17 protein-coding genes and 1 pseudogene are annotated in these 23,109 nt (G+C 68.6%); 6 read left to right on the forward strand and 12 right to left on the reverse strand.

Annotation, left to right across the window (positions count from 1 at the left end; translation table 11 throughout):
- Nucleotides 1–127: 127 nt before the first annotated feature.
- Nucleotides 128–709, reverse strand: a complete 582-nt coding sequence (locus ASC81_RS19095; protein ID WP_056271781.1) for a cysteine hydrolase family protein — start codon at nucleotides 707–709, stop codon at nucleotides 128–130.
- Nucleotides 710–788: 79 nt separating this feature from the next.
- Between ASC81_RS19095 and ASC81_RS19100 the strand changes: the two genes are divergently transcribed.
- Nucleotides 789–3,029, forward strand: a complete 2,241-nt coding sequence (locus ASC81_RS19100) for an aminotransferase class V-fold PLP-dependent enzyme (protein WP_056270548.1) — start codon at nucleotides 789–791, stop codon at nucleotides 3,027–3,029.
- Here ASC81_RS19100 and ASC81_RS19105 read toward each other — a convergent pair.
- Entirely contained in the window at nucleotides 3,026–4,108 is a 1,083-nt protein-coding gene (locus ASC81_RS19105) for an NAD(P)/FAD-dependent oxidoreductase (RefSeq protein WP_056270551.1), read from the reverse strand. The two genes, ASC81_RS19100 and ASC81_RS19105, sit on opposite strands and share 4 nt — an antisense overlap.
- Nucleotides 4,109–4,263: 155 nt before the next feature.
- On the opposite strand from ASC81_RS19105, the gene ASC81_RS19110 reads away from it, so the two are divergent.
- Complete coding sequence (locus ASC81_RS19110) at nucleotides 4,264–5,460, forward strand: MFS transporter (RefSeq protein WP_056270555.1); 1,197 nt, start codon at nucleotides 4,264–4,266, stop codon at nucleotides 5,458–5,460.
- A 4-nt stretch (nucleotides 5,461–5,464) separates the two neighbouring features.
- Here the strand turns inward: ASC81_RS19110 and ASC81_RS19115 are convergent, their stop codons facing one another.
- The 8 genes from ASC81_RS19115 to ASC81_RS19150 all read right to left on the reverse strand — a co-directional run bounded on the left by ASC81_RS19115 (nucleotide 5,465) and on the right by ASC81_RS19150 (nucleotide 14,777).
- Nucleotides 5,465–7,282, reverse strand: coding sequence for an aminopeptidase P family protein (locus ASC81_RS19115; RefSeq protein WP_056270558.1), 1,818 nt, complete (start codon nucleotides 7,280–7,282; stop codon nucleotides 5,465–5,467).
- A 99-nt stretch (nucleotides 7,283–7,381) separates the two neighbouring features.
- Nucleotides 7,382–8,065, reverse strand: a complete 684-nt coding sequence (locus ASC81_RS19120) for a Type 1 glutamine amidotransferase-like domain-containing protein (protein WP_056270561.1) — start codon at nucleotides 8,063–8,065, stop codon at nucleotides 7,382–7,384.
- Nucleotides 8,066–8,148: 83 nt separating this feature from the next.
- Nucleotides 8,149–8,976, reverse strand: coding sequence for a tryptophan 2,3-dioxygenase (gene kynA, locus ASC81_RS19125; protein ID WP_255354442.1), 828 nt, complete (start codon nucleotides 8,974–8,976; stop codon nucleotides 8,149–8,151).
- A 2-nt stretch (nucleotides 8,977–8,978) separates the two neighbouring features.
- Nucleotides 8,979–10,232 carry a kynureninase gene (gene kynU, locus ASC81_RS19130; RefSeq protein ID WP_056270562.1) on the reverse strand — a complete coding sequence of 418 codons (1,254 nt, stop codon included), beginning with the start codon at nucleotides 10,230–10,232 and terminating at the stop codon, nucleotides 8,979–8,981.
- On the reverse strand, nucleotides 10,229–10,885 hold the full coding sequence (kynB, locus tag ASC81_RS19135; RefSeq protein ID WP_056270565.1) for an arylformamidase: 657 nt from the start codon (nucleotides 10,883–10,885) through the stop codon (nucleotides 10,229–10,231). Before kynB ends, kynU begins: the two co-directional genes overlap by 4 nt.
- A 105-nt stretch (nucleotides 10,886–10,990) precedes the next feature.
- On the reverse strand, nucleotides 10,991–12,124 hold the full coding sequence (locus tag ASC81_RS19140) for an ABC transporter substrate-binding protein (RefSeq protein WP_082536651.1): 1,134 nt from the start codon (nucleotides 12,122–12,124) through the stop codon (nucleotides 10,991–10,993).
- A 253-nt stretch (nucleotides 12,125–12,377) separates the two neighbouring features.
- A complete protein-coding gene (locus ASC81_RS19145; protein ID WP_056270568.1) occupies nucleotides 12,378–12,974 on the reverse strand; it encodes a hypothetical protein in 597 nt (198 codons plus the stop codon).
- A gap of 168 nt (nucleotides 12,975–13,142) precedes the next feature.
- Complete coding sequence (locus ASC81_RS19150; RefSeq protein WP_056270570.1) at nucleotides 13,143–14,777, reverse strand: S9 family peptidase; 1,635 nt, start codon at nucleotides 14,775–14,777, stop codon at nucleotides 13,143–13,145.
- 215 nt (nucleotides 14,778–14,992) lie between these two features.
- On the opposite strand from ASC81_RS19150, the gene ASC81_RS19155 reads away from it, so the two are divergent.
- Nucleotides 14,993–17,074 carry an ATP-binding protein gene (locus tag ASC81_RS19155; RefSeq protein WP_056270574.1) on the forward strand — a complete coding sequence of 694 codons (2,082 nt, stop codon included), beginning with the start codon at nucleotides 14,993–14,995 and terminating at the stop codon, nucleotides 17,072–17,074.
- A gap of 629 nt (nucleotides 17,075–17,703) precedes the next feature.
- Here the strand turns inward: ASC81_RS19155 and ASC81_RS19160 are convergent.
- Nucleotides 17,704–19,851 carry a transglutaminase-like domain-containing protein gene (locus ASC81_RS19160; protein ID WP_156392303.1) on the reverse strand — a complete coding sequence of 716 codons (2,148 nt, stop codon included), beginning with the start codon at nucleotides 19,849–19,851 and terminating at the stop codon, nucleotides 17,704–17,706.
- 70 nt (nucleotides 19,852–19,921) lie between these two features.
- Complete coding sequence (locus tag ASC81_RS19165; protein WP_056271789.1) at nucleotides 19,922–20,809, reverse strand: LysR family transcriptional regulator; 888 nt, start codon at nucleotides 20,807–20,809, stop codon at nucleotides 19,922–19,924.
- Between the two features lie 143 nt (nucleotides 20,810–20,952).
- On the opposite strand from ASC81_RS19165, the gene ASC81_RS19170 reads away from it, so the two are divergent.
- The 3 genes and pseudogenes from ASC81_RS19170 to ASC81_RS28305 form a co-directional block, all read left to right on the forward strand.
- On the forward strand, nucleotides 20,953–22,131 hold the full coding sequence (locus tag ASC81_RS19170) for an acyl-CoA dehydrogenase (protein ID WP_056270580.1): 1,179 nt from the start codon (nucleotides 20,953–20,955) through the stop codon (nucleotides 22,129–22,131).
- A 28-nt stretch (nucleotides 22,132–22,159) separates the two neighbouring features.
- Nucleotides 22,160–22,750, forward strand: coding sequence for a UdgX family uracil-DNA binding protein (locus ASC81_RS19175; RefSeq protein ID WP_056270583.1), 591 nt, complete (start codon nucleotides 22,160–22,162; stop codon nucleotides 22,748–22,750).
- Between the two features lie 218 nt (nucleotides 22,751–22,968).
- Nucleotides 22,969–23,109 (forward strand): annotated as a pseudogene (locus ASC81_RS28305) (nuclear transport factor 2 family protein); the annotation flags it as partial.

The raw sequence follows: 23,109 nt of genomic DNA on the forward strand, positions 1-23,109 counted from the left end.
AAGCGCTTTGCGACGACATGTCGCTGGCGCGCGGAGCCACCGCTATGGGCAAACCGCGTGCCGCATGCGGCTGGCGCGCTGCTGTGCCAAATCGCGTGCACGCGAGTCGGCGTTTTGACGGTAGGGATTACAGGTCGCGGCGCTTGAGCCGATCCGAGGGCCTGATGTCGGCTTTCAGCACGCGTGCCATCTGCGCCAGCGCCATGTCGCGCGCCTGCTCGGTCTCCGATGCGATGCAATCGGGCGGCACCCAGATCGAGTAGCCCCTGAGGTAGGCGTCCATCGCGCTGAACAGCACGCAGCTGTCGGCCGCGATGCCGGTCACGATCAAGCGCTTGCAGCGCAGTTGTTCGAGCAGGATGTTCAAGGGCGTGCCATAGAACGCCGAGTGCCTGGCCTTGAGCAGCGTGAAGTCCTGCCGCGTCGGCGCCAACAGCTTGGCCATCTTGCCGGGCACCCCACGCAGGGCGGCGCAATGCTTGCAAAGCTCTTTGAAATCTGACGTCCAGCGCCCGTAGTTGTCGTTGGCGTAGATGGTGCGCACGCCCTGCTGCGCGAGTCGGCCGCGCAATGCGGCGGTCTGCCTGGCAGCCTCCAGAGCCGAGGGCGCGATCTGTTCTGCGCCGTCGAAATTCAGCGGATTGATGAAGTCCACCAGCAGCAGGACGGTCTTGCTGGGTTCAAGCTTGTCAGTGCTGATCTTGCTCATGATGCTTGCCGTCGCGACGGCAAACCGCATGCCACAACGGCATGCCGTGCGCGCGGGCAGGGGCCTAACATTCGGCGCCATGGAAATCTATCTCGACGCGAACGCCACCACGCCCGTGCTGCCCCAGGCCCGCGAGGCAGCGATGGCCGCCATGGCCGACGACTTCGGCAACCCCAGCAGCATCCACAGCACCGGCCTGAAGGCGCGTGCGCTGATGGACGGGGTGCGTGCGCGGGCGCGGCGCGTCCTGGGTGCGGGCAGCGGCCGGCTGCTGTTCCTGAGCGGTGCGACCGAAGGCATTCAGACCGCCGTGCTGTCGGCGCTCGGCGCCCTCCGTGATGCGGCCGTCAAGCCCGAACTGCTGCTCTACGGCGCCACCGAACACAAGGCCGTGCCGGAGGCCATCAAGCACTGGAACGCACTGCTCGGCCTGGACCTGACCGTGCTTGCCATTCCCGTCGGTCGCGATGGCCGCCATGACCTGGCCTGGCTGCGCGAGCACGCGCCGCGTGCCGGCCTCGTCTGCACGATGGCCGCGAACAACGAGACCGGCGTCATCAGCGACCTCGACGGCATCGCCGCCGCGCTGGCCGGTAGCGCCGCGCTGTGGATGGTGGACGGCGTGCAGGCCCTGGGCAAGTTGCCGCTGCGACTGGCTGAGCGCCGCATCGACTACGCCCCCTTCTCCGGCCACAAGCTCTATGCGCCCAAGGGCATCGGCCTGCTCTATGTGCGCGAGGGTGCGCCGTTCACGCCGCTGCTGGCCGGCGGTGGCCAGGAGGGCGCTCTGCGCTCGGGCACCGAGAACATGTCGGGCATCGCCGCCCTCGGCGCGGTGCTGGCAGCGCTGGAGGACGGCAGGTCATTCCGCGATCACGCGACGCTGGTCGCCTACCGGGACCGCCTGGCCGAAGCGCTGCAGCAGGCCTTTCCTGGGCTCGTCTTCAATGCGCCGCTCGAGCATTGCCTGCCGACGACGCTGAACTTCGCCGTCCCCGGCATCAGCTCCAAGCTGCTGCTGGACCTGTTCGACGCCGCCGAGCTGCGCGTCAGCGGCGGCTCGGCCTGCAGCGCGGCCAAGGCGCAGCCCAGCTATGTCCTCGAAGCCATGGGCCTGCCCGCCTGGCAGACCGCCTCGGCGGTGCGCCTGTCCTTCGGCCCGGTGGCTGACGCCGCCTTCATCGCCGAGGCCTGTGCGCGCATCCGCGTCTGCGGTGAGTCGCTGCGCGAAAGCTGCCTGGACCCGAACGCCCCGGGGCAAGCCCTGCCGGCCGACGGCCTGACCCGCTTCGTCGTCGATGGCGCCTGCTGCTATCTGCTCGCCGACGCCGCCAGCCGCCGCGCCGTCGTCATCGACCCGCTGCCTGAGCTCACCGAGCGCCTGGCCCAATGGGTCAGCTGCCAGGGCTATGCACTCGCTGCCGTGCTGGACACCCACAGCCATGGCGACCATGCCTCGTCCGCGCCCGAGCTGCTGGCTGCCGTGCAGCAAGCGCGCGGCGATGTCGACGCGCTGGGCTGGCCGCGGGGCGCCGAGGCGATCACGCTCGGTGCGTCGCGCTTGACCCGCCTGGTCGTTCCCGGCCACACCGAGGACTCGACCGCCTACCTGCTGCACAGCGCGGGCGAGCTGCGCCTGGCCTTCGTCGGTGACACCGTCATGCCGGGCGCGCTGGGCCGCAGCGACTTCGAGCAGAGCGCACCGCTGCAATATGGCGCGTCGCTGTCCCGCCTGGAACAGGTCGTCGGCCCGCACACGCTGCTGCTGCCGGGCCATGACTACGACGACCGGTTCGCCAGCACGCTGGCCGTCGAATGCGCCGCCCAGCCGCTGCTGGCCGACGTGCTCAGCGGCCGCATCGACGCCGCCGGTTTTGCCGCGGCCAAGGCGCAGTTGGAGCAGGGCCTGGCCTTGACGCAGTACCAGACCGTGGCCTGCGGCGCGCGCGTCGACAGCGGCTGCGCACTGGTGTCGAGCGAGGTCAGCCTGGACGCACTGCATGAGCTGCTGATCGGGCACCCGGGCTTGCTGCTCGTCGACGTGCGCGAACCCTATGAGCAGCGCCTTGGGCAGCCGCCCGAACTTGGTCACTCAGTCAGGCGCGAGGCCGTGCCGCTGTCCGGCCTGCCGAATGCGTTGACGCGCTGGCTGGCCCTGCCGGCCGAGACGCCCGTTGTCTTCTTCTGCCGCAGCGGCAACCGCAGCGCGCAGGCCGCCAAGGCATTGCGCCGGCTCGGCCATGAGCAGGCCTGGAGCCTCGGCGGTGGACTGGCACTGTGGCCGCGCGCGGCCGCGAGCGACGCAGCGCTGGCGATCTAAAGCCGCGCGGCCACCGCTTCGGCTAGCGCCAGCGAGGCCGTCAGCCCGGGCGACTCGATGCCGAACAGGTTGACCAGGCCAGGTGTGGCGCAGTCGATGCGGAAGTCCACCGTCACTTCACCCGGGCCGCTCAGCTTGGGCCGGATGCCGCTGTAGGCCGGCTGCAGCCCGCCGGCCGGCAGCGCTGGCCAGTAGCCGCGCACCTCGGCCTCGAAGGCTGGACCGAGGGCCGGGTCGACGGCGTAGTCGAGCGCCGCCGGATCGGCGTCGGGCAGCCACTGCACGTCCGGACCGAAGCGCGCCTGGCCGCCAAGGTCCAGTGTCAGATGCACGCCCAGGCCGCCGTCGACCGGCAGCGGATAGATCAACCGCGTGAACGGTGCCCGGCCCGCCAGCGAGAAATAGTGGCCACGCGCGAAGCGCAGCGGCGGCGCCGGCGTGCCGAGTGAAGTGGCCACCTGCGCTGCAAACAACCCGGCCGCGTTGACGACGCAGCGCGCGGCAAGCTCGAAGTCCGCACCGACGCGCAATTGCCAGCCCCCGCCTTCACGTGCGCCGCCGGTGACCGGGCTGGCCAGCGCCAGCACCGCGCCGGCCGCCTCGGCGTCGCCCAGCAGCGCCGTCATCAGGCCATGGCTGTCGACTATGCCGCTGGACGGCGACAACAGCGCGCCGGCGGCTCGCAGGGCCGGCTCCAGCGCCAGCGTCTCGGCGCGGCTCAACAGGCGCAGGTCATCGACACCATTGGCCGCGCCGCTGGCTGCCAGCTGCGCCAGCCGCGGCAGGTCTTCATCGCGCGTCGCCACCACCAGCTTGCCGCAACGCCGATGCGCAATGCCGCGCGCGGCGCAGTAGTCGTACAGCAGCGCCTTGCCGCGCACGCACAGCTGAGCCTTCAGGCTGCCCGCCGGGTAGTAGAGGCCGGCGTGGATGACCTCGCTGTTGCGCGAGGAGATGCCGGTGCCGATGGCGCTGCCCGCCTCGATGACGACGACCTCGCGACCGCGCAAAGCCAGCTCGCGGGCGATGGCAAGGCCGACGACGCCAGCGCCAATGACGGCCACTTCAACTTGGTCCATGACGGGAGTTTGCCTGCCTAAAATTGATGCGCGCCGCGGGCTGTTGCCGCGGTGCCGTTCCTGCCCAGGGGTGCTGCGACGGAGGCCACGATGCTTCCGCCACGCTGGGTGGTGACGACAGGACAAGGGCGCCCTCTGTGAAGAAGAGGCTCGCCATGCAATCACCGTCCCCCTCCATACGCACCATCCTGCCGCTGGCCATCGTCACCGGCGTCAGCATGGCCGCGCTGGATCTCTACCTGCCCGCCGTGCCGGCCCTGCAATCGGGCCTGGGCATCAGCGTGCCCATGGCGCAGGCCACCGTGGCCGTCTACCTGGCTGGCCTGGCCGCCGCCCAGTTGCTGTGGGGTGAGCTGCTGAACCGCCTGGGCCCGCGCCGCTGCATGGAGGTGGGCCTGGTGCTGCTGGCGCTGACCAGCCTGGGCTGCGCACTCGCGCCCGACATCGAGACCCTGCTGGTGCTTCGCCTGCTGCAGGGCGTGGCGGCCGGGGCGGCCACCATCGTGTCGCCCAGCGTCGTGCGCGCCACGCTGAGCGATGCCGACATGGTGCGCGGCATTGCCGCCATCTCGATGGTCGAGGCCATCGTGCCGGCGGCTGGGCCGGTCATCGGCGCGCTGCTGTTGCAGGTGATGGATTGGCGCGGCACCTTCTGGGTGCTGCTGGGCTTGTCGCTGGCCGTGCTGCCCTGGGTCGTCAAGATCGCGCCGCGCCGGCTGCCGGGGCTGGACATGGCCCACCATGCGAGTTATCTGGACATCGCGCGCAACCCGCGCTTCCTGCGGCTGGCGCTGTCCCATGCGCTGTGCATCGGTGCGCTGCTGACCTTCCTCGCCAGCTCGCCGCAACTGCTTCAGCACACGTTGGGGCTGGGCTCTGAGGCCTTCGCGCTGCAACAGGTCATCGGCGTGGGCGCCTTCATGTTGTTCGCGACGCAGTCAGGCCGGCTGGCCGCAAAGCTGGGCCATGCCCGCCTGGTGTGGCTGGGCAATGCGGTGCAGCTGGCGGCCTGCTCACTGGCCCTCGTCGCCGCGCTGGTGTGGGGAGCGCTGCCCTACGAGGCGCTGCTGGCCTACTGGTTCTGCTTCTGCGGTGCGCTGGCCATCCGCGGGCCGGCGACGTTTGGCGACGCGCTGGCCGTGCCGCCCGCGCAGATGGGCCGGGCCACGGCCATGCTGGTCCTGGCGCTACTGGCCGCAGGCGCCGTGGGCACGCAGGTCGTTGCGCCCTTCATGGGCCATGCGGAAAGCACGGTGCCGCTGTTCGGCAGCATGCTGTTGATGTTGATGGCCAGTGCGGCGCTGGTGTGGCACTACCCGGCGGTGCAGCCTGCTGCCGTGGCTGCGGGCTGATTGCTCAGGCGGCGATCGGTTCGGTGCGCGTCAGCAGCCAGGCCAGCGCCGCGCCGCTGACCAGGGGCTGCAGTCGCCCGCGCACCGTGGCGTGGTAGTCGTTCAGCCAGGCGATCTCGTCGGCGCGCATCAGGCTCAGGTCGATGCAGCGCGTGTCGATGGGGCAGAGCGTCAGCGTCTCGAACGCCAGCATCTCGCCGAAGGCATTCTTCTCGGGCGTGTCGACGGCCACGTTCATGACGAGGTTCTCGATGCGCACGCCCCACAGGCCCGGCCGGTACAGGCCAGGCTCGATGGACGTGATCATGCCGGGCTCCATCGCCATCTGCGGCTCTGGGATTGCCTTGCTGATGCTCTGCGGGCCTTCGTGCACGTTCAGGAAGTAACCCACGCCGTGGCCGGTGCCGTGGCCGTAGTCCAAGCCGTGCTCCCACAGCGGTGCACGGGCAATCGCGTCCAGCATCGGGCTCAGCGTGCCGCGCGGGAAGCGGGTGCGCGACAGCGCCAGCGTGCCCTTGAGCACCAGTGTGTAGTCGCGCTTCTGCGCCGTGTTGACGGTGCCGATGGGCCAGACGCGCGTGATGTCCGTCGTGCCGCCCAGGTACTGGCCGCCTGAGTCGATCAGCAGCAGGCCGTCGCCCTCGATCTGGGCGAAGGACTCGGGCGTGGCGCGGTAGTGGGGCAGGGCGCCATTGGCCATCCAGCCGGCAATGGTCGAGAAGGAAAGACCGATGAAGTTCTTGCGCTTGCGGCGCTGCGCGGACAGGCGCGTGTCAACGTCCAGCTCGCTCCAGCGCTCGCCGCGGGCCAGCGACGCCTCGAACTCGGCATAGAACTCGCACATCGCCGCGCCGTCCTCGGCCATGGCCTCGCGGATGAAGACGGCTTCGGCCGGCGTCTTGCGGCTCTTCAACAGCGTGCTGGGGTTGATCTGCTCGACCACCTTGTTGCCCGCCGGCACGGCCTCGCGCAGGCCCAGCGTGATGCGGCGCGGGTCGATCAGCAGCTTGGCATCGGCCGGCAATGCGGCCAGCGCCGCGGCGGCCTGGTCATAGGGCGCAAGCTGGATGCCATCCGCTGCAAGGCGCGCCGCCACGTCGGCCGGCACCTTGCCGTTGCCGATGAAGAGGTGGCCGCCTGTCGGGTCCAGCAGCAGGTGGGCGATGAACACGGGGTTGCATTCGACATCGGCGCCGCGCAGGTTCAGCAGCCAGGCCACGTCGTCGACGGTCGAGACGAGGTGGTGGCTGGCGCCGATGCTGGCCATCGCCTTGCGCACACGCGCCAACTTGTCGGCTCGTGCCACGGCGGCGTGGGGCGCCTGGTGTTCGTAGACAGCCTCGGTGGGCAGGTCGGGGCGGCCGTCCCACGCGGCTTGCAGCAGGTCGGCGTCGGTGCGCAGCTGGATGCCGGCGCGATGCATCGCGCCGCGCAGCGCGTTGGCCAGCGACAGGCCCAGCACCTGGCCGTCCACGGCCAGCACCTGGCCGGGTTTCAACTGCTGCGCAATCCAGTCGATGTACTGGGTTGACGCGCCGCTGGCCATCTTCTCCAGCTGGATGCCGCTGCCGGCGATCTGCGCCTCGGCCTGGGCCCAGTAGCGGCTGTCGGCAAACAGCGCGGCGTGTTCGCGCGTGACGACCAGGCTGCCGACCGAGCCGGTGAAGCCCGACAGCCATTCGCGGCCTTGCCAGCGCCCGGGCAGGTATTCGGACAGGTGCGGGTCGCTGGACGGCACCAGCACGGCATGCGCGCCGGTGGCGGCCAGGGCGTCGCGCAGGCGCTCGATGCGCAGGCGGGTTTCGTGGGTGCGGGTGTCCATGGCGTCAGGACCTCGGTCAGGGACCCGCGCCGGGTGGGCGCCGGGTCATGGAAAAGGGGTGTCGCGGATTGTAGGAGCCGGGGTCTGCACGTCAGGTTGTCATGCCGGGTTGGGGCGGAAGGCCTTCCAGTGGCCTTCGGACACGACGTCCACCTGGCCGTCCACCACCCGCAGGGCCGTCTCGTCATCGATGGCATAGGCCGGGCAGCCGATCTCCGCCGCCCATTTCTCGGCGGCAGCCAGGCGGTTGTCCGGCCAGCCTGGGTAGTCCAGGTGGGGAAAGATGGCGAAATCGACGACGCCCAGGGCTTTGTCGTTGCCGGTGATGGGCGGCTTGGTCTCGACGAAGGCCTCGCCCACCCGCGGCGTCATGACCATGCTGCCGGCGCTCAGGCCCACCCAGACCATGGCGGGCAGCGTCTCCAGCAGATCGACCAGGCCAGACTGGCGCATCCAGTGGCACAGGTAGAGCGCGTCGCCGCCGTCGACCAGCAGCACGTCGGCCTGCCTGACCCAGCCTTCCCAGCGCGAGCGATCAATGCTGGGCAGGGCCGTCAGCTCCAGCACGCCGACCGATTTCCAGCCGAGCCCACACATCGGCGTGGAAGGCTGCTGGCCGCTGACGAAACGCCAGGTGTTGTCGGGGCTGCCGTGTGGATGGCCGTACAAGGCGGTCGGGATGCAAAGGGCGTTGCAGTCGGCGATGGGCTTGCCGAGCAGGTCCAGCAGCGCCGCATGGATGCTGGCGTTGCGGATGCCGGCGGAGGTGAGGAGGAGTTTCATCGTGGCTTGTCCCGGAACCGGCCAACCGGGCCGGGCAGTTCACGACGATCCACGACGCCGGATATCGACATGAAGCGGTGCGTCTACAGCTCCGTCCGCAGCGCCCACAGCTCGGGGAACAGCACCACGTCCAGCATCTTGCGCAGGTAGCTGACGCCGCCCGTGCCGCCCGTGCCGCGCTTGAAGCCGATGACGCGCTCCACGGTCGTCACGTGCCGGAAGCGCCAAAGCCGGAAGGCGTCTTCCAGGTCCACCAGTTCCTCGCCCATCTGGTAGAGGTCCCAGTGGCTTTGTGGCGCACGGTAGACGATCAGCCAGGCGTCCTTCACGCCGTCGGCGGCCACGTGGGCCTGCGTCCAGTCGCGGTTCAGGTGGGCCGCCGGCACGGGGATACCGCGGCGGGCCATCAGCTTGAGCACCTCGTCGTAGAGCGACGGCGCTTCATAGGCCGCCTGCACCTGGGCCAGCAGGTCGGGCCGGTGCTCGTGGGGCTTGAGCATGGCCGCATTCTTGTTGCCCAGGGTGAATTCGATGCGCCGGTATTGCGCGCTCTGGAAGCCGCTGCTCTTGGCGAGGTAGGGCCGCACGGCGCTGTACTCGGGCGGCGTCATCGTCGCCAGCACGTCCCAGGCGTGGACGAGCTGCTCCATGATGCGCGACACCCGCGCCAGCATCTTGAAGGCCTCGGGCAGGCGGTCGGCGGCCACGTTGGCGACGGCGGCGTGCAGCTCGTGCAGCATCAGCTTCATCCACAGCTCGGACGTCTGGTGCTGCACGATGAAGAGCATCTCGTTGTGGTCGGGCGAGAGCGGCTTCTGAGCGTTCAGGATGGCGTCGAGCTGCAGGTAGTCGCCGTAGCTCATCTCCTTGGAGAAATCGAGCTGAGCGCCATGGTGTTCAGTCGTGCTCACAGTCAGGTCACCTTGCTGCGGCTGGTGAACTGCGGCGCATTCCAGGAACCCGCATCGAGGATGTCGCCAAGCACCTGCACCGCGTGCGCCACATCGGCAAAGCCGTTGTACAGCGGCGCAAAACCGAAGCGCAGCAGCTCCGGGTCGCCGGCGCGGAAGTCGCCGATGACGCCGTGGTGAATCAGCGCCTGCATCACCGCATAGCCGTCCACGCCCTTGGGCAGCGAGAACGACACCTGCGAGCCGCGCAGCGCGGCGTCGCGCGGCGTCGCGATGACGGCGCCCGGCACGCGGGCCTCCACGCCGCCGATGAACGCCTCGGTCAGCGCCAGCGACTTGTTGCGCAGTGCCTTGATGCCGCCCAGCTTCTGCGCCGCGTCGAACACGTCCAGCGCGGTGTCCAGCCCGGTCATCGCCAGCACCGCCGGCGTGCCGCACTGGTATTGCTGGATGCCCGGCGCGGGCTGGTATTCGCTGTCGAAGTCGAAGGGGTTGGCGTGCCCCAGCCAGCCCGTCAGCGGCTGCCAGACCTGGCCCTCGTGGCGCGGGTGCATCCACACGAAGGACGGCGCACCCGGGCCGCCGTTGAGGTATTTGTAGCCACAACCGATGGCGAAATCCGCCGCGCTGCCGAGCAGGTCGATGGGCACCGCGCCGGCGCTGTGCGCCAGGTCCCACACGGCGAGTGCGCCGGCCTGCTGGGCCCAGCGCGTCAGCAGCCCCATGTCGTGCATGCGGCCAGTGCGGTAGTTCACATGCGTCAGCATCAGCACCGCGCAGTGTTCGTCCAGCAGCGGCGGGATGTCCTCCGGCGTCTCGGCCAGGATCAGCTCGCCGCCGTGGGCGCGCACCACGCTCTGGGCGATGTAGTTGTCGGTCGGGAAGTTGCTGCGCTCACTCACCACCACCTTGCGTTTGCCCTGCTGCAGCTGCAGCGCCGCGTGCAGCACCTTGTAGAGGTTGATGGACGTTGAATCGGCCACCAGCACTTCACCCGGCCGAGCGCCCAGCCACGGCGCCAGCCGGTCGCCCAGGCGGCGCGGCAGGTCGATCCAGCCGGCGGTGTTCCAGCTTTTGATCAGGCCCTGGCCCCACTCCTGCTCGACGGCGCGCTGGATGCGCTCCGGCGTGGCGCGAGGCAGGGCGCCGAGGGAGTTGCCGTCGAGGTAGGTCACGCCGTCCGGCAGCGTGAACAGGTCGCGCAGGCTGCGCAGGGGGTCGGCGGCGTCGAGCCGCTTGGCATCGTCAAGGTTCATTTGAGTTCCCTCAGGACGGCGCGCACGGGCGAAGCGCAGGCGCCTTGTAGTTTCAGGGGCAGGGCGATCAGCTCGTAGTCGCCCTCGGGCACATCGTCCAGCACCAGGTTCTCCAGCACGCGCAGGTCGTGGCGACGCAGCAGCTGGTGGCTGTCGAGCACCTTGGAATCGGCGGGGTCCACGCTCGGCGTGTCGATGCCGATCAACCGCACGCCGCGCGCGGCCAGCCATTCGACAGCCTCGGGCGCATAAGCGGTGAAGGCCGGGTTCCAGGCGGTGTCGGCGCGCTCGCAGCAGCGCACCAGCACCCGCGGTGGCAGGTCGCCTTCAGCGTGCTGCAGGTGCGCGACCGTGATCAGCGGCGTCGCGCCAATTGCATGGATGACGCGGCAGCGGCCCAGGTAGGTGTCTAGCGGCACGTCGGCGATGGCCGGCGCGTCGTTGGCGTAATGCAGCGGCGCATCCGCATGCGCGCCCACGTGGGGCGACATCGTGATCGCGCTGAGGTTGACGGGGCAGCCGGGCGACAGCTGCGCCGTCCAGCGCAGGCTGTAGGGCTCGTCGCCCGGGAAGATGGGCGCGTCGGGCGCGACGGTGGGGGAGATGTCCCAGAGTCGGGGCCGGTGGATGGGTGGGGCGTTGGAACTGCTCATGGCGGCGGCACCATAGCGGCAGGCCGGAGAGCGTGGTGTCGGTTAATTCCAACTGCCTGTCAACCAGCGCCCGGCTGGTAGACGGCCAGCGTGAGGCCAGAAGGCTCAGCGCCGGAACTTGCCCGACTGGTCAATGATGGCCAGGTCCACATAGTCCAGGCCACTGTGGTCCTTGGCGTTGTAGCCCACCTCGATGCCGCCCACGTCGAAGCGGCCCATGGCCTCCAGCGCATCGCGCAGGCTCTGGCGCGTGGGCTGCTTGCCGGCGCGCTTCAGGCCTTCCACCAGCACCTTGGCCGACACATAGCCCTCAACGACCGTCGGCGTCAGCTCCAGGCCGGCATTGCGCGCGGCCTCCAGCGCCTCCTTGATGATGGGCTTGGCAATCGATCGCTCGTACGGGAACACCTGGCTGACGATGACGCCGTAGGCCAGCTCGCCCAGGTCCTTGATGAAGCCCGCCGACGCGTTGTTGGACAAGGTCACCAACTGCGCATTCGAGCCCGCCGCCCGTACCGCCTTCATGCCCTGCACGACCGCGGTGCCCGAGCCGACGAACAGCACCGCCTGCGGCTGCTTGGCCAGCAGCTTGGGCACGATGGGCGCGAAGTCGGGCTTGGCGCGGTCGTACTTCTCGTGTGCCACGGCCGTCTTGTTGGTCTTGGCCAGGCCCGCCAGCGCGCCGGCCACGGCGTCCTCACCGAAGCTGTCGTCCACCTGCACGATGGCGATCCGCTCCATGCCGATCAGGCTCAAGTGCTCGATGGCGCGCTCCGCCTCGCGCTGGTAAGTGGCTCGCACATTGAACAGCCATGGGTGCACCGGCTTGTGCAGCACCATCGCGCCCGTCGACGGCCCCACCAGCGGCACTTTGTGCTCGGTCAGCAGCGGCATGATGGCCTGCGTGTGCGGCGTGCCGCGGTTCAGGAACAGCGAGATGACCCCCTGGTCGATCAGCTGCTTGGCATTGGTGACGGCGATCTTGGGGTCGAACTTGTCGTCCAGCGACACCAGGTTGATCTTCTGGCCATTGACGCCACCGGCGGCATTGACGACGTCCAGGTAGAGCTTGGCGCCTCGAGTCGCCTCACCGACGCTCGCAGCCACCTGGCCGGTGTGGCCGGCGGTCTGGCCGATGTTGATTTGCGCATGTGCCGTAGTGGACGCCACGCCGGTGACCAGGGTGGTGGCCGTGGCGGCGAGCAGGAGGCGCCGGGCCACTTGCCGTAGTGAGGTCATGGGTTGTCTCCAAGCTGCCCCTGGGTGCGGCTGGCTCTTTGTCAGAGGCTCTGAGCGGCCTGCGCGCGGGTGTGCAATTCAAGCATGCGGGGTGTGCCGGGCGGACGACGGCAGCGTGTGGACTTCACGTATGGCGCTGGGCGTTGCCCGCGCCAAAAGCAACGAGAGGTTTCGTCGCTATGGGGCATCTAAAAGGCGGAAGCAAAAGGGCAGACCTATGGCCTGCCCCGAGGATTGCCGCAGTGAGCGGTGATCAGTGCTTGCCGCCCTTGTGGGAATCAATTTCCTCGACCGAGTCAATCACGATATTCAACAGGCCGCCATTGGACGACCCGTCCGTCTGTGCAAAGCCGTATTGGAAGCCGGGTGAGTCGAATTCTTCGACCTTGATCTTGCGGGGCAGCGCCGTACTTTTCAGCACCTTGGTGTTGCCCGGGCCGGAGCCAAGGTAGAAGCCGATGCTTCCTTCGGGAAAAGTTGTCCCATCCATCACCATCGGGTAGGCGTAGACGCTGAACGCGTCTTCCACATTGCTGCCGGCGTTGTTGAGGATATCGATGCGCACGTTTGGCGCAGTCATGACGTGCCCGTTGACTTTCATCGTCACCTCGGTGGCGAAGCCGTAGGCCGCTGTGGTGTACCCGCTGCCTTTGCCATCGCCATGGCTGGCGAGATTGGGTTCGCCGATGTCGGCGTCGTACGAGAACTGGATTGTGACTTTGGCACCGCTGGGGGCGGTTGGAGTGGCGATAGTGACGTGGCCATGGGCCACGAAGGTGCGCCATCCGGCGCTGGCTTGAGTGGACATGGCCAAGAGGGCCACGGCCAACGGGGCGAAGATCTTTCGCATGGGTTCTCCCTGGGTTGCTGATTGCCGGCGACCTGTGTGGGTCGGCTCGGGCGGTGCGCAGTGTCCCAGTCGGTCCCGGTGCAGGTACCGCTCGACCGTGGGGTCAGGCCGACGGTAACGTGCGGTTTTGCGCAAACAAGGAGCCTCGCCTGCCGCCGCTGGCAGCTGCTACCTAGCGCTTTCGGTCCCCGTCCCGGTCAGCCCCTGCGCCTTCATCCACCGCACCAGCGTCGGAAAGTAGTCGGCATGGAAGCCCGTCGTCGTGGCTGCCTTATGGCCGCTGTCGAGGTCGGTCGCCCACAGGCCGTGGGCAGCGTGGTCGAGGATGGTGATCTGGTGGTCGCGGTTGCCGGCCTGGGCCAGGGCCTGGCGCAGCAGCGTCACGCTGCGCTCCACCGGCACGAAGGCGTCGCGGTCGCCAAACACGGCCAGCATGGGAACCTTGACCCGGGCATACGACGGCATCGGGTCGAAGTACCAGAAGGTCTTGGCACGTCGGCTCGGCAGGTCCGGCAGCTTCTCGTTGAATTCCACCAGGTGGGCCCAGCGCGCGCTGGTCTTGGTGCGTGCAGCCGCTTCCAGCCACTCGCGGCCCTCGCCGGTCTCGACCCAATGCATCAGGCGGCGCTCGTAGTCGGCGGCTTCGGCCACTTCGTCGGGGCTGAGGCCCTCGTTGCGGGCGCTGGTCTCGACGCGGTAGATCTCCTGCTCGGCCGCAGTCACGGAGGGCCCGGACTGCGCGATGACGAAGGCGACGTCGCTGCTGCGTGCCGCCGCGATGGGCGCAACCCAGCCGCCCTGTGAGTGGCCCCAGACGCCGATGCGCCGGGGGTCGACGCCGGGTGTCTGCTTGAGCAGCCGCACCGCGGCGATGGCGTCGTCGGCCAGGTCGTTGAGGCCGGTGTCGCGGATGTCGCCCTTGGACTCGCCCACGCCGCGCTTGTCGTAGATGAGGGCGGCGAGGCCCTGGCTGACGAAGAACTCGGCCTGCTGGCGGTAGGCCTCGCGCGGCGCGTTGGTGGACATGGGCGAAAGCACGACCGTGGCATGCGGGCCAGGGGTGGTTGGCAGCAGCAGGGTGCCGGCCAGGCTCAGCGCGCCGTTGGTCCAGCGCAGCGGCCGCTCGATGATGTCGACCCGCTCACCGACCAGTGGCTTGGCGCCGGTTTCGGCCCACAGCAGTCGCTCGCGCGAGCCTTGCTCGGGCAGGCGCTTCAGTGTCAGCCGCACCGGCCATGGCGATTGAAGCGATGGGCCCGCAGTGGCCACGCCGTCGCCGCGTTCGAACAGGAAGGTCCAACGGCCCGATCCGAACTCGATCAGGGTCGGCTGGGGGAAATCGGCAAAAGAGCCCACCGACACGAGCCGGCCGTCCTGGAGCCGGTAGAGCCCGGGCGTGACGGCGGGCTGCGGCGGCGACGCGACCACCTGCACCATCGACAGCCGGCAGCTGTCGGTCGCTGCGGAAAGCAGCGACCCGCCTTCGCGCTTGGCAGTGCATGAGCCACCGCCCATCGCGGCCGGCAGCGCAAAGCCGATGCGGCCATCGGCCAGCGTCGCGCCCGGCAGCGGCTGCCATTCACCACCGGCGTTCACGCCGCCGCCGGGCATGGCATAGGCCAGCTGCGCTTTGCCGTCGGCCTGCTCGGCCCGCAGGCGCCAGAAGGCCGCGCGGCCGTCCATCTCGATCAGGCCGGCCCATTCGCCATTGATGGGTTCGCTGGCTGCGGCGTTTGCTCCGATCAGCGGGGCAAGCAGCAGGGAGAGCAGGGCGGCGCGGGATCGAAATCGGGAGGAGGTCATGAGAAAAGCTGTCGGAATGTCGAACGAAGCCGGCATCTTCCGCAGCCTGGCCGGGCCGCGCAGCGGCGTTGCGACAGATTGCCGGATGGCCACGACGAACGGTTGCGCCCCTCCCGCGCGGCGGTCGGCTACCTGCTGATCGCACCCCGTGCTGCCCCGCAGACTCGGCTGACAATCGCCCGACGTTGACACGCCGCAGGACGATGCAAGCCCCTTTGAATACGCTCACCGCGCACGACGCCGCCCCCGCTTCGCCCGCCTTCCTGGCCGGTGGCGGCGAAATGGGCGCGCTGATGCGGGCGCACGACTGGACCCATTCGCCGCTGGGCCCGCCGCAGGCCTGGCCGCAGCCGCTGCGCGCGATGGTGCGGTTGATCCTGAACACCGGCCACCCGATGTACATCTGGTGGGGCCCCGAGGGCGCCTGCCTCTACAACGACGCTTACCGTGAGTGCATCGGCCCCGAGCGCCACCCGGGGTCGCTGGGCCGGCCGGCGCGCGAGGTGTGGGACGAGATCTGGCCCATCATCGGCCCGCAGATCGAGCAGGTGCGCGAGGGCCGCGGCGCGACGTGGAACGTGAACCACCTGGTGCCGATCACGCGCCACGGCCAGCGCGAGGACGTGTACTGGACCTACAGCTACAGCCCCATCGACGACGAGGACAGCCCGAACGGCATCGGCGGTGTGCTGGTGGTGTGCACCGAGACGACCGAGCAGGTGCTGGCCCACCAGCGCATTGCCGCCGAGCGCGACCAGCTCGGCCAGCTCTTCGAGCAGGCGCCCACCTTCATGGCGCTGCTCAGCGGCCCCCAGCACAAGTTCGAGATCGCCAACCCCAGCTACCTGAAGCTGGTGGACCGCGAGGTGGTGGGCCAAACGCTGGCTGAGGCCATGCCCGACGCAGTGGCGCAGGGTTACGGCGGGCTGCTGGACCGCGTCTATGCGAGCGGTGAGGCCTACATCGCCACGGGCGCCAAGTTCATGTCGCAGAGCCGCCCGGGCGAGCCGGCGACCGAGCGCTTCGTCGACTTCGTCTACCAGCCGATCAAGGGCAAGGACGGGCGCGTGACGGGCATTTTCGTCGAGGGCGCCGACGTGACCGACCGTGAGCGGGCCGACGCTGCGCTGCGCGCCAACGAGGCGCGCTACCGCGAGCTGTCGCGCGCGCTGGCCGAGTCCAACCGCGCCAAGGACGAGTTCCTGGCGACGCTGGCACACGAGCTGCGAAACCCGCTGGCGGCCATCAGCAATGCGCTGGCGTTGCAACAGCACGGCCAGCACAGCGAGCACATCCTGGCGTCCAGCCGCGGCATCATCGAGCGCCAGGTGGTGCAGATGGTGCGGCTCATCGACGACCTGCTGGACCTGTCGCGCCTGACGCGCGGCATCGTCGAGCTCAAGCGCGAGCCGCTGTCGTTGCTGGGTGTGGTGCGCCAGGCCGTGGAGGCCAGCCGCCCCGGCGTGGAACAGGCCGGTCACCGGCTGCTGTCCACCTTGCCGGCGCAGGATTGCGTGGTGGAGGCCGACGAGACGCGGCTCATCCAGGTGCTGTCCAACCTGATCAACAACGCTGCCAAGTTCACGCCGCGAGGTGGCACGGTGGAGGTGGGCCTGAGCTGCGAAGACGGGGCAGCGGTGCTGACGGTGCGGGACGACGGCATCGGTATCCCGCCCGAGATGCTGGACCGCGTGTTCGACATGTTCACGCAGGTGCAGCGTTCGCACGCGCATGTCGGCGGCGGGCTGGGCATCGGCCTGACCCTGGTGCGGCAACTGGTGGAGCGGCACGGCGGCAGCGTGGCGGTCCATAGCGCCGGCCCGAACCAGGGCAGCGAGTTCGTCGTGAGGCTGCCGCTGGGCGGGCAGGCGCTGGTTCTGCCTGATGCGGGCACGGCGGCGGCGGCGGTCCGGGTGGCGTCCGGCCTGCGCGTGCTGGTGGCCGACGACAACGCCGACGCGGCGGAGAGCCTGTCGCTGCTGCTGGCCATCAACGGCAATGAGGTGCGCACCGCCGTGAACGGGCGCGAGGCTTTCGAGATCGCGCAGGCGTTTCGGCCACAGGTCATGCTGCTGGACATCGCCATGCCGGGCCTCGATGGCCACGAGGTGTGCCGCAAGGTGCGCCAGACGCCCTGGGGCCGCGACGCGCTGATGATCGCCACCAGCGGCTGGGGCCAAGCCGACGACCGCCGGCTGTCCGCCGAGGCGGGGTTCGACCATCACTTGGTCAAGCCGGTGGACTTTGCCGCGGTGGACGCGCTGCTGGTCGCCCGGGCTGCCAGTGCGCCGGGCTGAGCGCTACCAGCTCGCGTGGAACGAATTCGCGCCTAACTGGCTGTCAAAGTGGTGGTGCCCATGTAGACGGACCAGAAATCCGGCGCGCGCAGCGTCTTGAGATGGGCGAATCATGCCGTCCTGCCACAGCGCGCTGGCTCGCCCCGCACATAGTAGTCGGCCGGTTGCTGCGGGTTCTCGCTGGCGCCCCAGTCGGGGCGGAAAGCTCGCGCTGTGCTGATGTTGCTGATCCGGTCGCGCTGCTGGCGTGCACGGGGAAGCCCTGCACATCGTCAATGCGCGTGTTGAACATGTCAATTTGCGGAGCGGCGCCTGGCGCAGGCGCGGGCGATGGCCGGGGCGCCAAAGCCGGGGAAGGGGAAGCGGGCGGTTGGGCGCGGCCAGTGTCGTGCAGTGGGTGCAGGCACTGGCGCGGGAGCGCCGCGCCAGTGCAGGCGACGGGATGGGTGCGTGACTGCCGCCGGAGGAGCCGCAACCGCCGCCGCAGGCCGCCGGACTGATCAAGGCGGCAAGTAGCACACCAAGCTGCTGCCATCATGGGTGTCGTTCGCTGCGTCATCCGACATGGAGACACGCACCGGATCCAAAGACAAGTGCAGCGCTCAGGTCGACCCCGGTCATTGAGCCGGCTACAGGGGCTGCGCGGGCATGGCTGTCGCCTCGCCGTCGAAGCTCAGCCCCTTGACATCGGGGCCGAAGGCGCGGACGGTCAGATGCTGCCTGTTGCTGAAATACAGCGGGTTGAGCATAAGCGTCAGCGTGAGTCCGCCTGTGCCGACGGAGTCGATGACCAGTTCACTCACGCCGACCTCCGAATTGCTCAGCAACAGGAAGTCGTTCAGCAGGGCGCCGACGTTGGTGACCGAGGGGTCGAGGCTGCGCCCGAACATCGTCACCTGACCAACGCCCTTGACGTCCACGAGCAGCAACGGCAGTTTGATGACGCCTTTGTAGCCCGGCGGCACCCACAGCCTCAGCTGGGCCATGCTGACCTGATGACCGGGTTCCGTCGACGGACGCGCCAGACCTGCGGAAGCGTCGAAATCGACATACCCGCCTGCGGGGACCTGCAGCTCGTTGCCCATGGGCTGCACCGTGGGCGTCATCACGGAGGACAACGGAAAGTTGTCGTCGGTGCTGCCGTAGAAGTCGGCGACAAGTTGGGAGTAAGCCGTATCCGGCAAGGGCAGCAGCGGCGTCGCCGGATTGCTGACCAAGCTGGTGTCCTGCTGCAGTTCGCTGACGCCGACGATGTTCGCTCCGCCCCGATCCGTGTAGTAGGTGGCGAGGTAGGGGTCGAACACCTGCCAACGGCCGTCGATCCTGACCTCGGGAACGACGTGACCGGTAAGCCCAATGACGCGAGCCTCGTACCCCATGGCCTTCCAGATGAAGTGAAGCGCGGTGGCCTGCGCCTCACAGTAGCTGGAACCGACGGAGCGCAGCCACAGGTCGGGCTGGTATTGGAAATTGCCGATGGCCACAGGCACGGTGCGTTGCCGCTGGGCGATGACGTAGCGCCAGGCTTTGCGATACAGCGGTTCGCCGGTGTGGGCCACCGGCAGCGCAAGAATATGCTCCAGCACGCCACCGAGGTCGGCCATGTTCTGCCCGTTGAGGGTGAGGCCCACCCGTTTGTCCTCACCACCGCGGTTCGACAGCCGCAGCAGCGCGGTTGCGTCCACCGTGGGCGTGGCGCTCGCTTGAACCGCGCCGACGATTTGACCGGTCGAGGTGACGCCCAGCAGCATGGGCGTCGGCGGGGCCACAAGCGCCTGCGATTTGGTTGTCGACGCCTGCAGCTTGTACTGGGCCATGACGAAGTTGGAGGCCAGGGACATTTCCTGCCCCTGCACGGCGGTGGTCTGCGGTAGCAGAACTGCCGTCTGATCGGGATACTCAAGCAGTTGGATGCGTCGGGCCAGCAATGCGAGCCCCTGGGTTCTGGCTTCGGAGATGGCCGCATCCAGCCGCGCGTTGTCAACGGCAGCAACTTTGGCTTCCGTCTGCACGCGCAGCGCCTGTTTTTCCTTCCAGCTGGCAGCAGAGACGGAGGACGCGTACTGACACAGCTGGGCGAGCAGCTCACCACGCTTGTCCAGCACCTTATTCCAACCGTTGAAGTCGACCTGCGGGCCGAGGCCGATCGCCCGAGCAGACTGCAGATAAGCCGAGACGGCGCTGAGCAGCCAGTCATGGTTATGGGCAGGCACGATCATGTCGGCATGCAGGGCGCCAGCCTGCTGGCCATCGGTCGGATCGAACTGCGCCAGGCAGTTTCCGGCCACCAGCGAGACGACGCGGTTCGCTGCCTCCTCCTCCGCCACACCGTGCTTGCGCAACTGGTCGTGCCAGGTGGTCAGCGCGGTGACCTGCAACCGGGAGGCCGTCAGTGATGCCGCGCGCAGCTGCGTCGAGTACAGCGGGGCCACCGTGGCCCCGGACGGCGTTCCGAGCGCTTGTAGCCGCGTTCCGGACAACGGACCGGTAAGGCTGAAGCTGCCGTCTGCTTGCGTCGGCGCCGATTTCTGAAGCTCGTTGCCGTCGGCGTCGTACTCAACGAAGACCAGACCCGCAACGGCGGGGTAGACGCTTGCCGTCACGATGGTCGGGCCCGGTGCTGCGTGTTCGGCGGCGGTCTGCAGGCCGGGGGCCGCCGCGCTGCCACCGCCCCCTCCGCAACCGGCAATTGACGACGCGGCGACTCCCGCCACAGCCGCGCGGGCAAGCCCTAATTCAAAAGATAGTTTCGACTTTGAAACCATTTGTTGCAGCATGTTTATATTAATCTGCGCCTGCTTTGATTTTAATTCATCTGAATAAAGTTACACGTCCGTGTGAGATTGGTTAAATCAACAAATTAGGGATTGTGCGCATCGAAAGAAAGCGCTGAATCAATGGGTCGGCCGAGTTTTGCCTCCATGCCGCAAACACCGCCGAGGATTCAATGGCTTCGGCCAGCGGCCTGAAGGTGGCGCCCTGTATGCCCGATCGCTGAAATGCCGCCGGAACGATGGACACCCCCATCCCCTGCGCCACCAGCGACACCACCGACAGCCAATGCCGACCCTCGTGCTGCAGCCGCGGGTAGAAGCCGTGCTGGCGGCAGATCTCGACGATGCGGGCGTGATAGTCGGGTGAGCCCTTGCGGGAAAACAGGATGAAGGGTTGATCACTCAGCAAGGCCAGCGGGATCTCCTTCAACTTCGCCGCCGGGTGGTTGGCCGGCAGGCAGGCGAGAAACGGTTCGCTGTAAAGCGGCTGCGAGATCAGCGTGGGCGGCAGGCGGTCGGTATGGACGAGGCCCAGATCGAGTTCTTCGCCTAGCAAGGCGTTGATCTGATCCTGGGAATTCAGCTCGACGACGACGACCTCGACCTTGGGGTGGCTGGCCTGGAATGCCTGCAGCCAGGCGGACAGGCCGTTGAACAGCGTGGAGCCGACAAAGCCGAGCCGCAGCCGCCCCACCTCGCCGGCCTGCACCTCGCGGGCCAGGGCGCAGGCGTCTTCGGCGCGGTCGAGCAGGCCCTGCGCGCTGCTGCGGAAGGCGACGCCTGCGGGCGTGAGGCGCACGCCCTTGCTGTCGCGGTCGAACAAGCGGGCGCCGACGTTGGCTTCCAACTGCTGGATGGCCACCGACAGCGGCGGCTGCGAGATGGCCAGCCGCTGGGCCGCGCGGCCGAAGTGCAGTTCCTCGGCAAGCGCGATGAAGTAGCGCAGGTGGCGGAATTCCAGTGAACGGGTGGCGGCGGGCTCGATAGGCATTGCGAATCGTCGAAGTCGTTTCTTGAATTGGACACGAATGGCCAACCGGGCGGAAACTTCGCCCCACTTGCGCCCGCCGACTGCCGGGCGCTTTCTGATTCAGGAGACCGCACATGGCCACCAAGGCAAGCTTCCACTGGGACGACCCGCTGCTGCTGAACGAGCAGCTTTCGGATGACGAGCGCATGGTGCGCGACGCGGCTGCCGCCTATTGCCAGGACCGCCTGCGGCCGCGCGTGCTGGAAGCCTTCCGCAACGAGAAGACCGATGCGGGCATCTTCCGCGAGATGGGCGAGCTGGGCCTGCTGGGCCCGACCATCCCGGCCGAGTACGGCGGCGCCGGCCTGAATTACGTCAGCTACGGCCTGATCGCCCGCGAGGTGGAGCGCGTGGACTCGGGCTACCGCTCCATGATGAGCGTGCAGTCGTCGCTGGTGATGGTGCCCATCAACGAGTTCGGCAACGAGGCGACCAAGCGCAAATACCTGCCCAAGCTGGCCAGCGGCGAGTGGATCGGCTGCTTCGGCCTGACCGAGCCCAACCATGGCTCCGACCCCGGCTCCATGGTCACCCGCGCCCGCAAGGTCGACGGCGGCTACGAGCTGACCGGCAGCAAGATGTGGATCACCAACAGCCCCATCGCCGACGTGTTCGTCGCCTGGGCCAAGGACGACGGTGGGCAGATCCGCGGCTTCGTGCTGGAGAAGGGCGCCAAGGGCCTGAGCGCCCCGGCCATCCACGGCAAGGTGGGCTTGCGCGCGTCCATCACCGGCGAGATCGTCATGGACGGCGTGTTCTGCCCCGAGGAGAACGCTTTCCCCGACGTGCGCGGCCTGAAGGGCCCGTTCACCTGCCTGAACAGCGCGCGCTACGGCATCGCCTGGGGTGCGCTCGGCGCGGCCGAGGACTGCTGGCACACGGCCCGCCGATACACGATGGACCGCAAGCAGTTCGGCAAACCTTTGGCGGCCAACCAGCTGGTGCAGAAGAAGCTGGCCGACATGCAGACCGAGATCACGCTCGGACTGCAGGGTTGCCTGCGCCTGGGCCGCATGAAGGACGAGGGCACGGCGGCAGTCGAGATCACGTCCATCATGAAGCGCAACAGCTGCGGCAAGAGCCTGGACATCGCCCGCATGGCGCGCGACATGCTCGGCGGCAACGGCATCTCCGACGAGTTCGGCATCGCCCGCCATCTGGTCAATCTGGAAGTCGTGAACACCTACGAGGGCACGCATGACATCCATGCGCTGATCCTGGGCCGGGCGCAGACGGGCATCGCCGCCTTCTGACGGGCATCTGTCTTGCCGCTGCGGCGGCATGCGCCCGACGATCAAGCAATTGCGCGAGGCGGCCGCCGGCTGCCGTGACTGTCCGCTGTGGCAAGGCACCACGCAGACCGTCTTCGGCGAGGGGCCGCCCCAGTCACCGCTGATGCTGGTGGGCGAGCAGCCAGGCGACAAGGAAGACCTGGCTGGCCACCCCTTCGTCGGCCCGGCGGGACGGCTGCTGGACGAGGCGCTGCGCGAGCTGGGGCTGGACCGCGCAGACCTCTACGTGACCAACGCGGTCAAGCACTTCAAGTACGAGCTGCGCGGCAAGCGTCGCATGCACAAGACGCCGGCGCAGAGCGAAGTGGCCGCCTGCAACCACTGGCTGGAAAGCGAGATCCAGGCCGTGCGGCCCCGTGCCATCGCCGCACTCGGCGCCACCGCCGCCCGCGCGCTGCTGGGGCGGCCGGTGGCCGTCACGCGCGAGCGCGGCCAGTGGCTGCAGCGTGAGGACGGCATCCCGGTGTTGATCACGCTGCACCCGTCGGCCCTGCTAAGGCTGCAGGGCGAGGAGCGAGCGGCCGCCTACGCCGCCTGGCTGGACGACCTGCGGCGCCTGCCGGGTGCTTCGCCGGGATGAACACCGGATGACTTGCGGCATGGTCGACCGGTGCGAGGCATGCTGCTCCCCTTGCATGACCAGGACTGCCCATGACCACACGCCGCCACGCCCTGCTTGCCGCCGCCACGCTGCCCGCCGCAGCGGGTGCGGCCACCAACCAGGCCTGGCCAAGTGCCGACGAGATCGCCCGCCGCGTCGCCGAGGTCACTGCCGTCGAGACGGCCTTCGCCAAGACCATGGCGGACCGTGACGCCGCTGCGTTCCGGCGTTATCTGGCGCCCGACACGATCTGGCTCAATGGCAGGACGCCGCAGCACGGGCCCGACGCCGTGATGGCGGGCTGGGCCCGGTTCTTCGAAGGGCCCAAGGCCCCGTTT

It is taken from the genome of Pelomonas sp. Root405 (genome assembly GCF_001425165.1).
GTDB lineage: Bacteria > Pseudomonadota > Gammaproteobacteria > Burkholderiales > Burkholderiaceae_C > Pelomonas.

Excerpts from the sequence above, each read along its gene's own strand:
- kynB (WP_056270565.1), bottom strand. The coding sequence starts at position 10,885 with ATGAGCAGTTCCAACGCCCCACCCATCCACCGGCCCCGACTCTGGGAC.
- ASC81_RS19175 (WP_056270583.1), top strand. The coding sequence starts at position 22,160 with ATGCGCCCGACGATCAAGCAATTGCGCGAGGCGGCCGCCGGCTGCCGT.
- ASC81_RS19140 (WP_082536651.1), bottom strand. The coding sequence starts at position 12,124 with ATGACCTCACTACGGCAAGTGGCCCGGCGCCTCCTGCTCGCCGCCACG.
- ASC81_RS19095 (WP_056271781.1), bottom strand. The coding sequence starts at position 709 with ATGAGCAAGATCAGCACTGACAAGCTTGAACCCAGCAAGACCGTCCTG.
- ASC81_RS19100 (WP_056270548.1), top strand. The coding sequence starts at position 789 with ATGGAAATCTATCTCGACGCGAACGCCACCACGCCCGTGCTGCCCCAG.
- ASC81_RS19105 (WP_056270551.1), bottom strand. The coding sequence starts at position 4,108 with ATGGACCAAGTTGAAGTGGCCGTCATTGGCGCTGGCGTCGTCGGCCTT.
- kynU (WP_056270562.1), bottom strand. The coding sequence starts at position 10,232 with ATGAACCTTGACGATGCCAAGCGGCTCGACGCCGCCGACCCCCTGCGC.
- ASC81_RS19150 (WP_056270570.1), bottom strand. The coding sequence starts at position 14,777 with ATGACCTCCTCCCGATTTCGATCCCGCGCCGCCCTGCTCTCCCTGCTG.
- ASC81_RS19110 (WP_056270555.1), top strand. The coding sequence starts at position 4,264 with ATGCAATCACCGTCCCCCTCCATACGCACCATCCTGCCGCTGGCCATC.
- ASC81_RS19170 (WP_056270580.1), top strand. The coding sequence starts at position 20,953 with ATGGCCACCAAGGCAAGCTTCCACTGGGACGACCCGCTGCTGCTGAAC.
- ASC81_RS19115 (WP_056270558.1), bottom strand. The coding sequence starts at position 7,282 with ATGGACACCCGCACCCACGAAACCCGCCTGCGCATCGAGCGCCTGCGC.
- ASC81_RS19160 (WP_156392303.1), bottom strand. The coding sequence starts at position 19,851 with ATGCTGCAACAAATGGTTTCAAAGTCGAAACTATCTTTTGAATTAGGG.
- ASC81_RS19145 (WP_056270568.1), bottom strand. The coding sequence starts at position 12,974 with ATGCGAAAGATCTTCGCCCCGTTGGCCGTGGCCCTCTTGGCCATGTCC.
- ASC81_RS19120 (WP_056270561.1), bottom strand. The coding sequence starts at position 8,065 with ATGAAACTCCTCCTCACCTCCGCCGGCATCCGCAACGCCAGCATCCAT.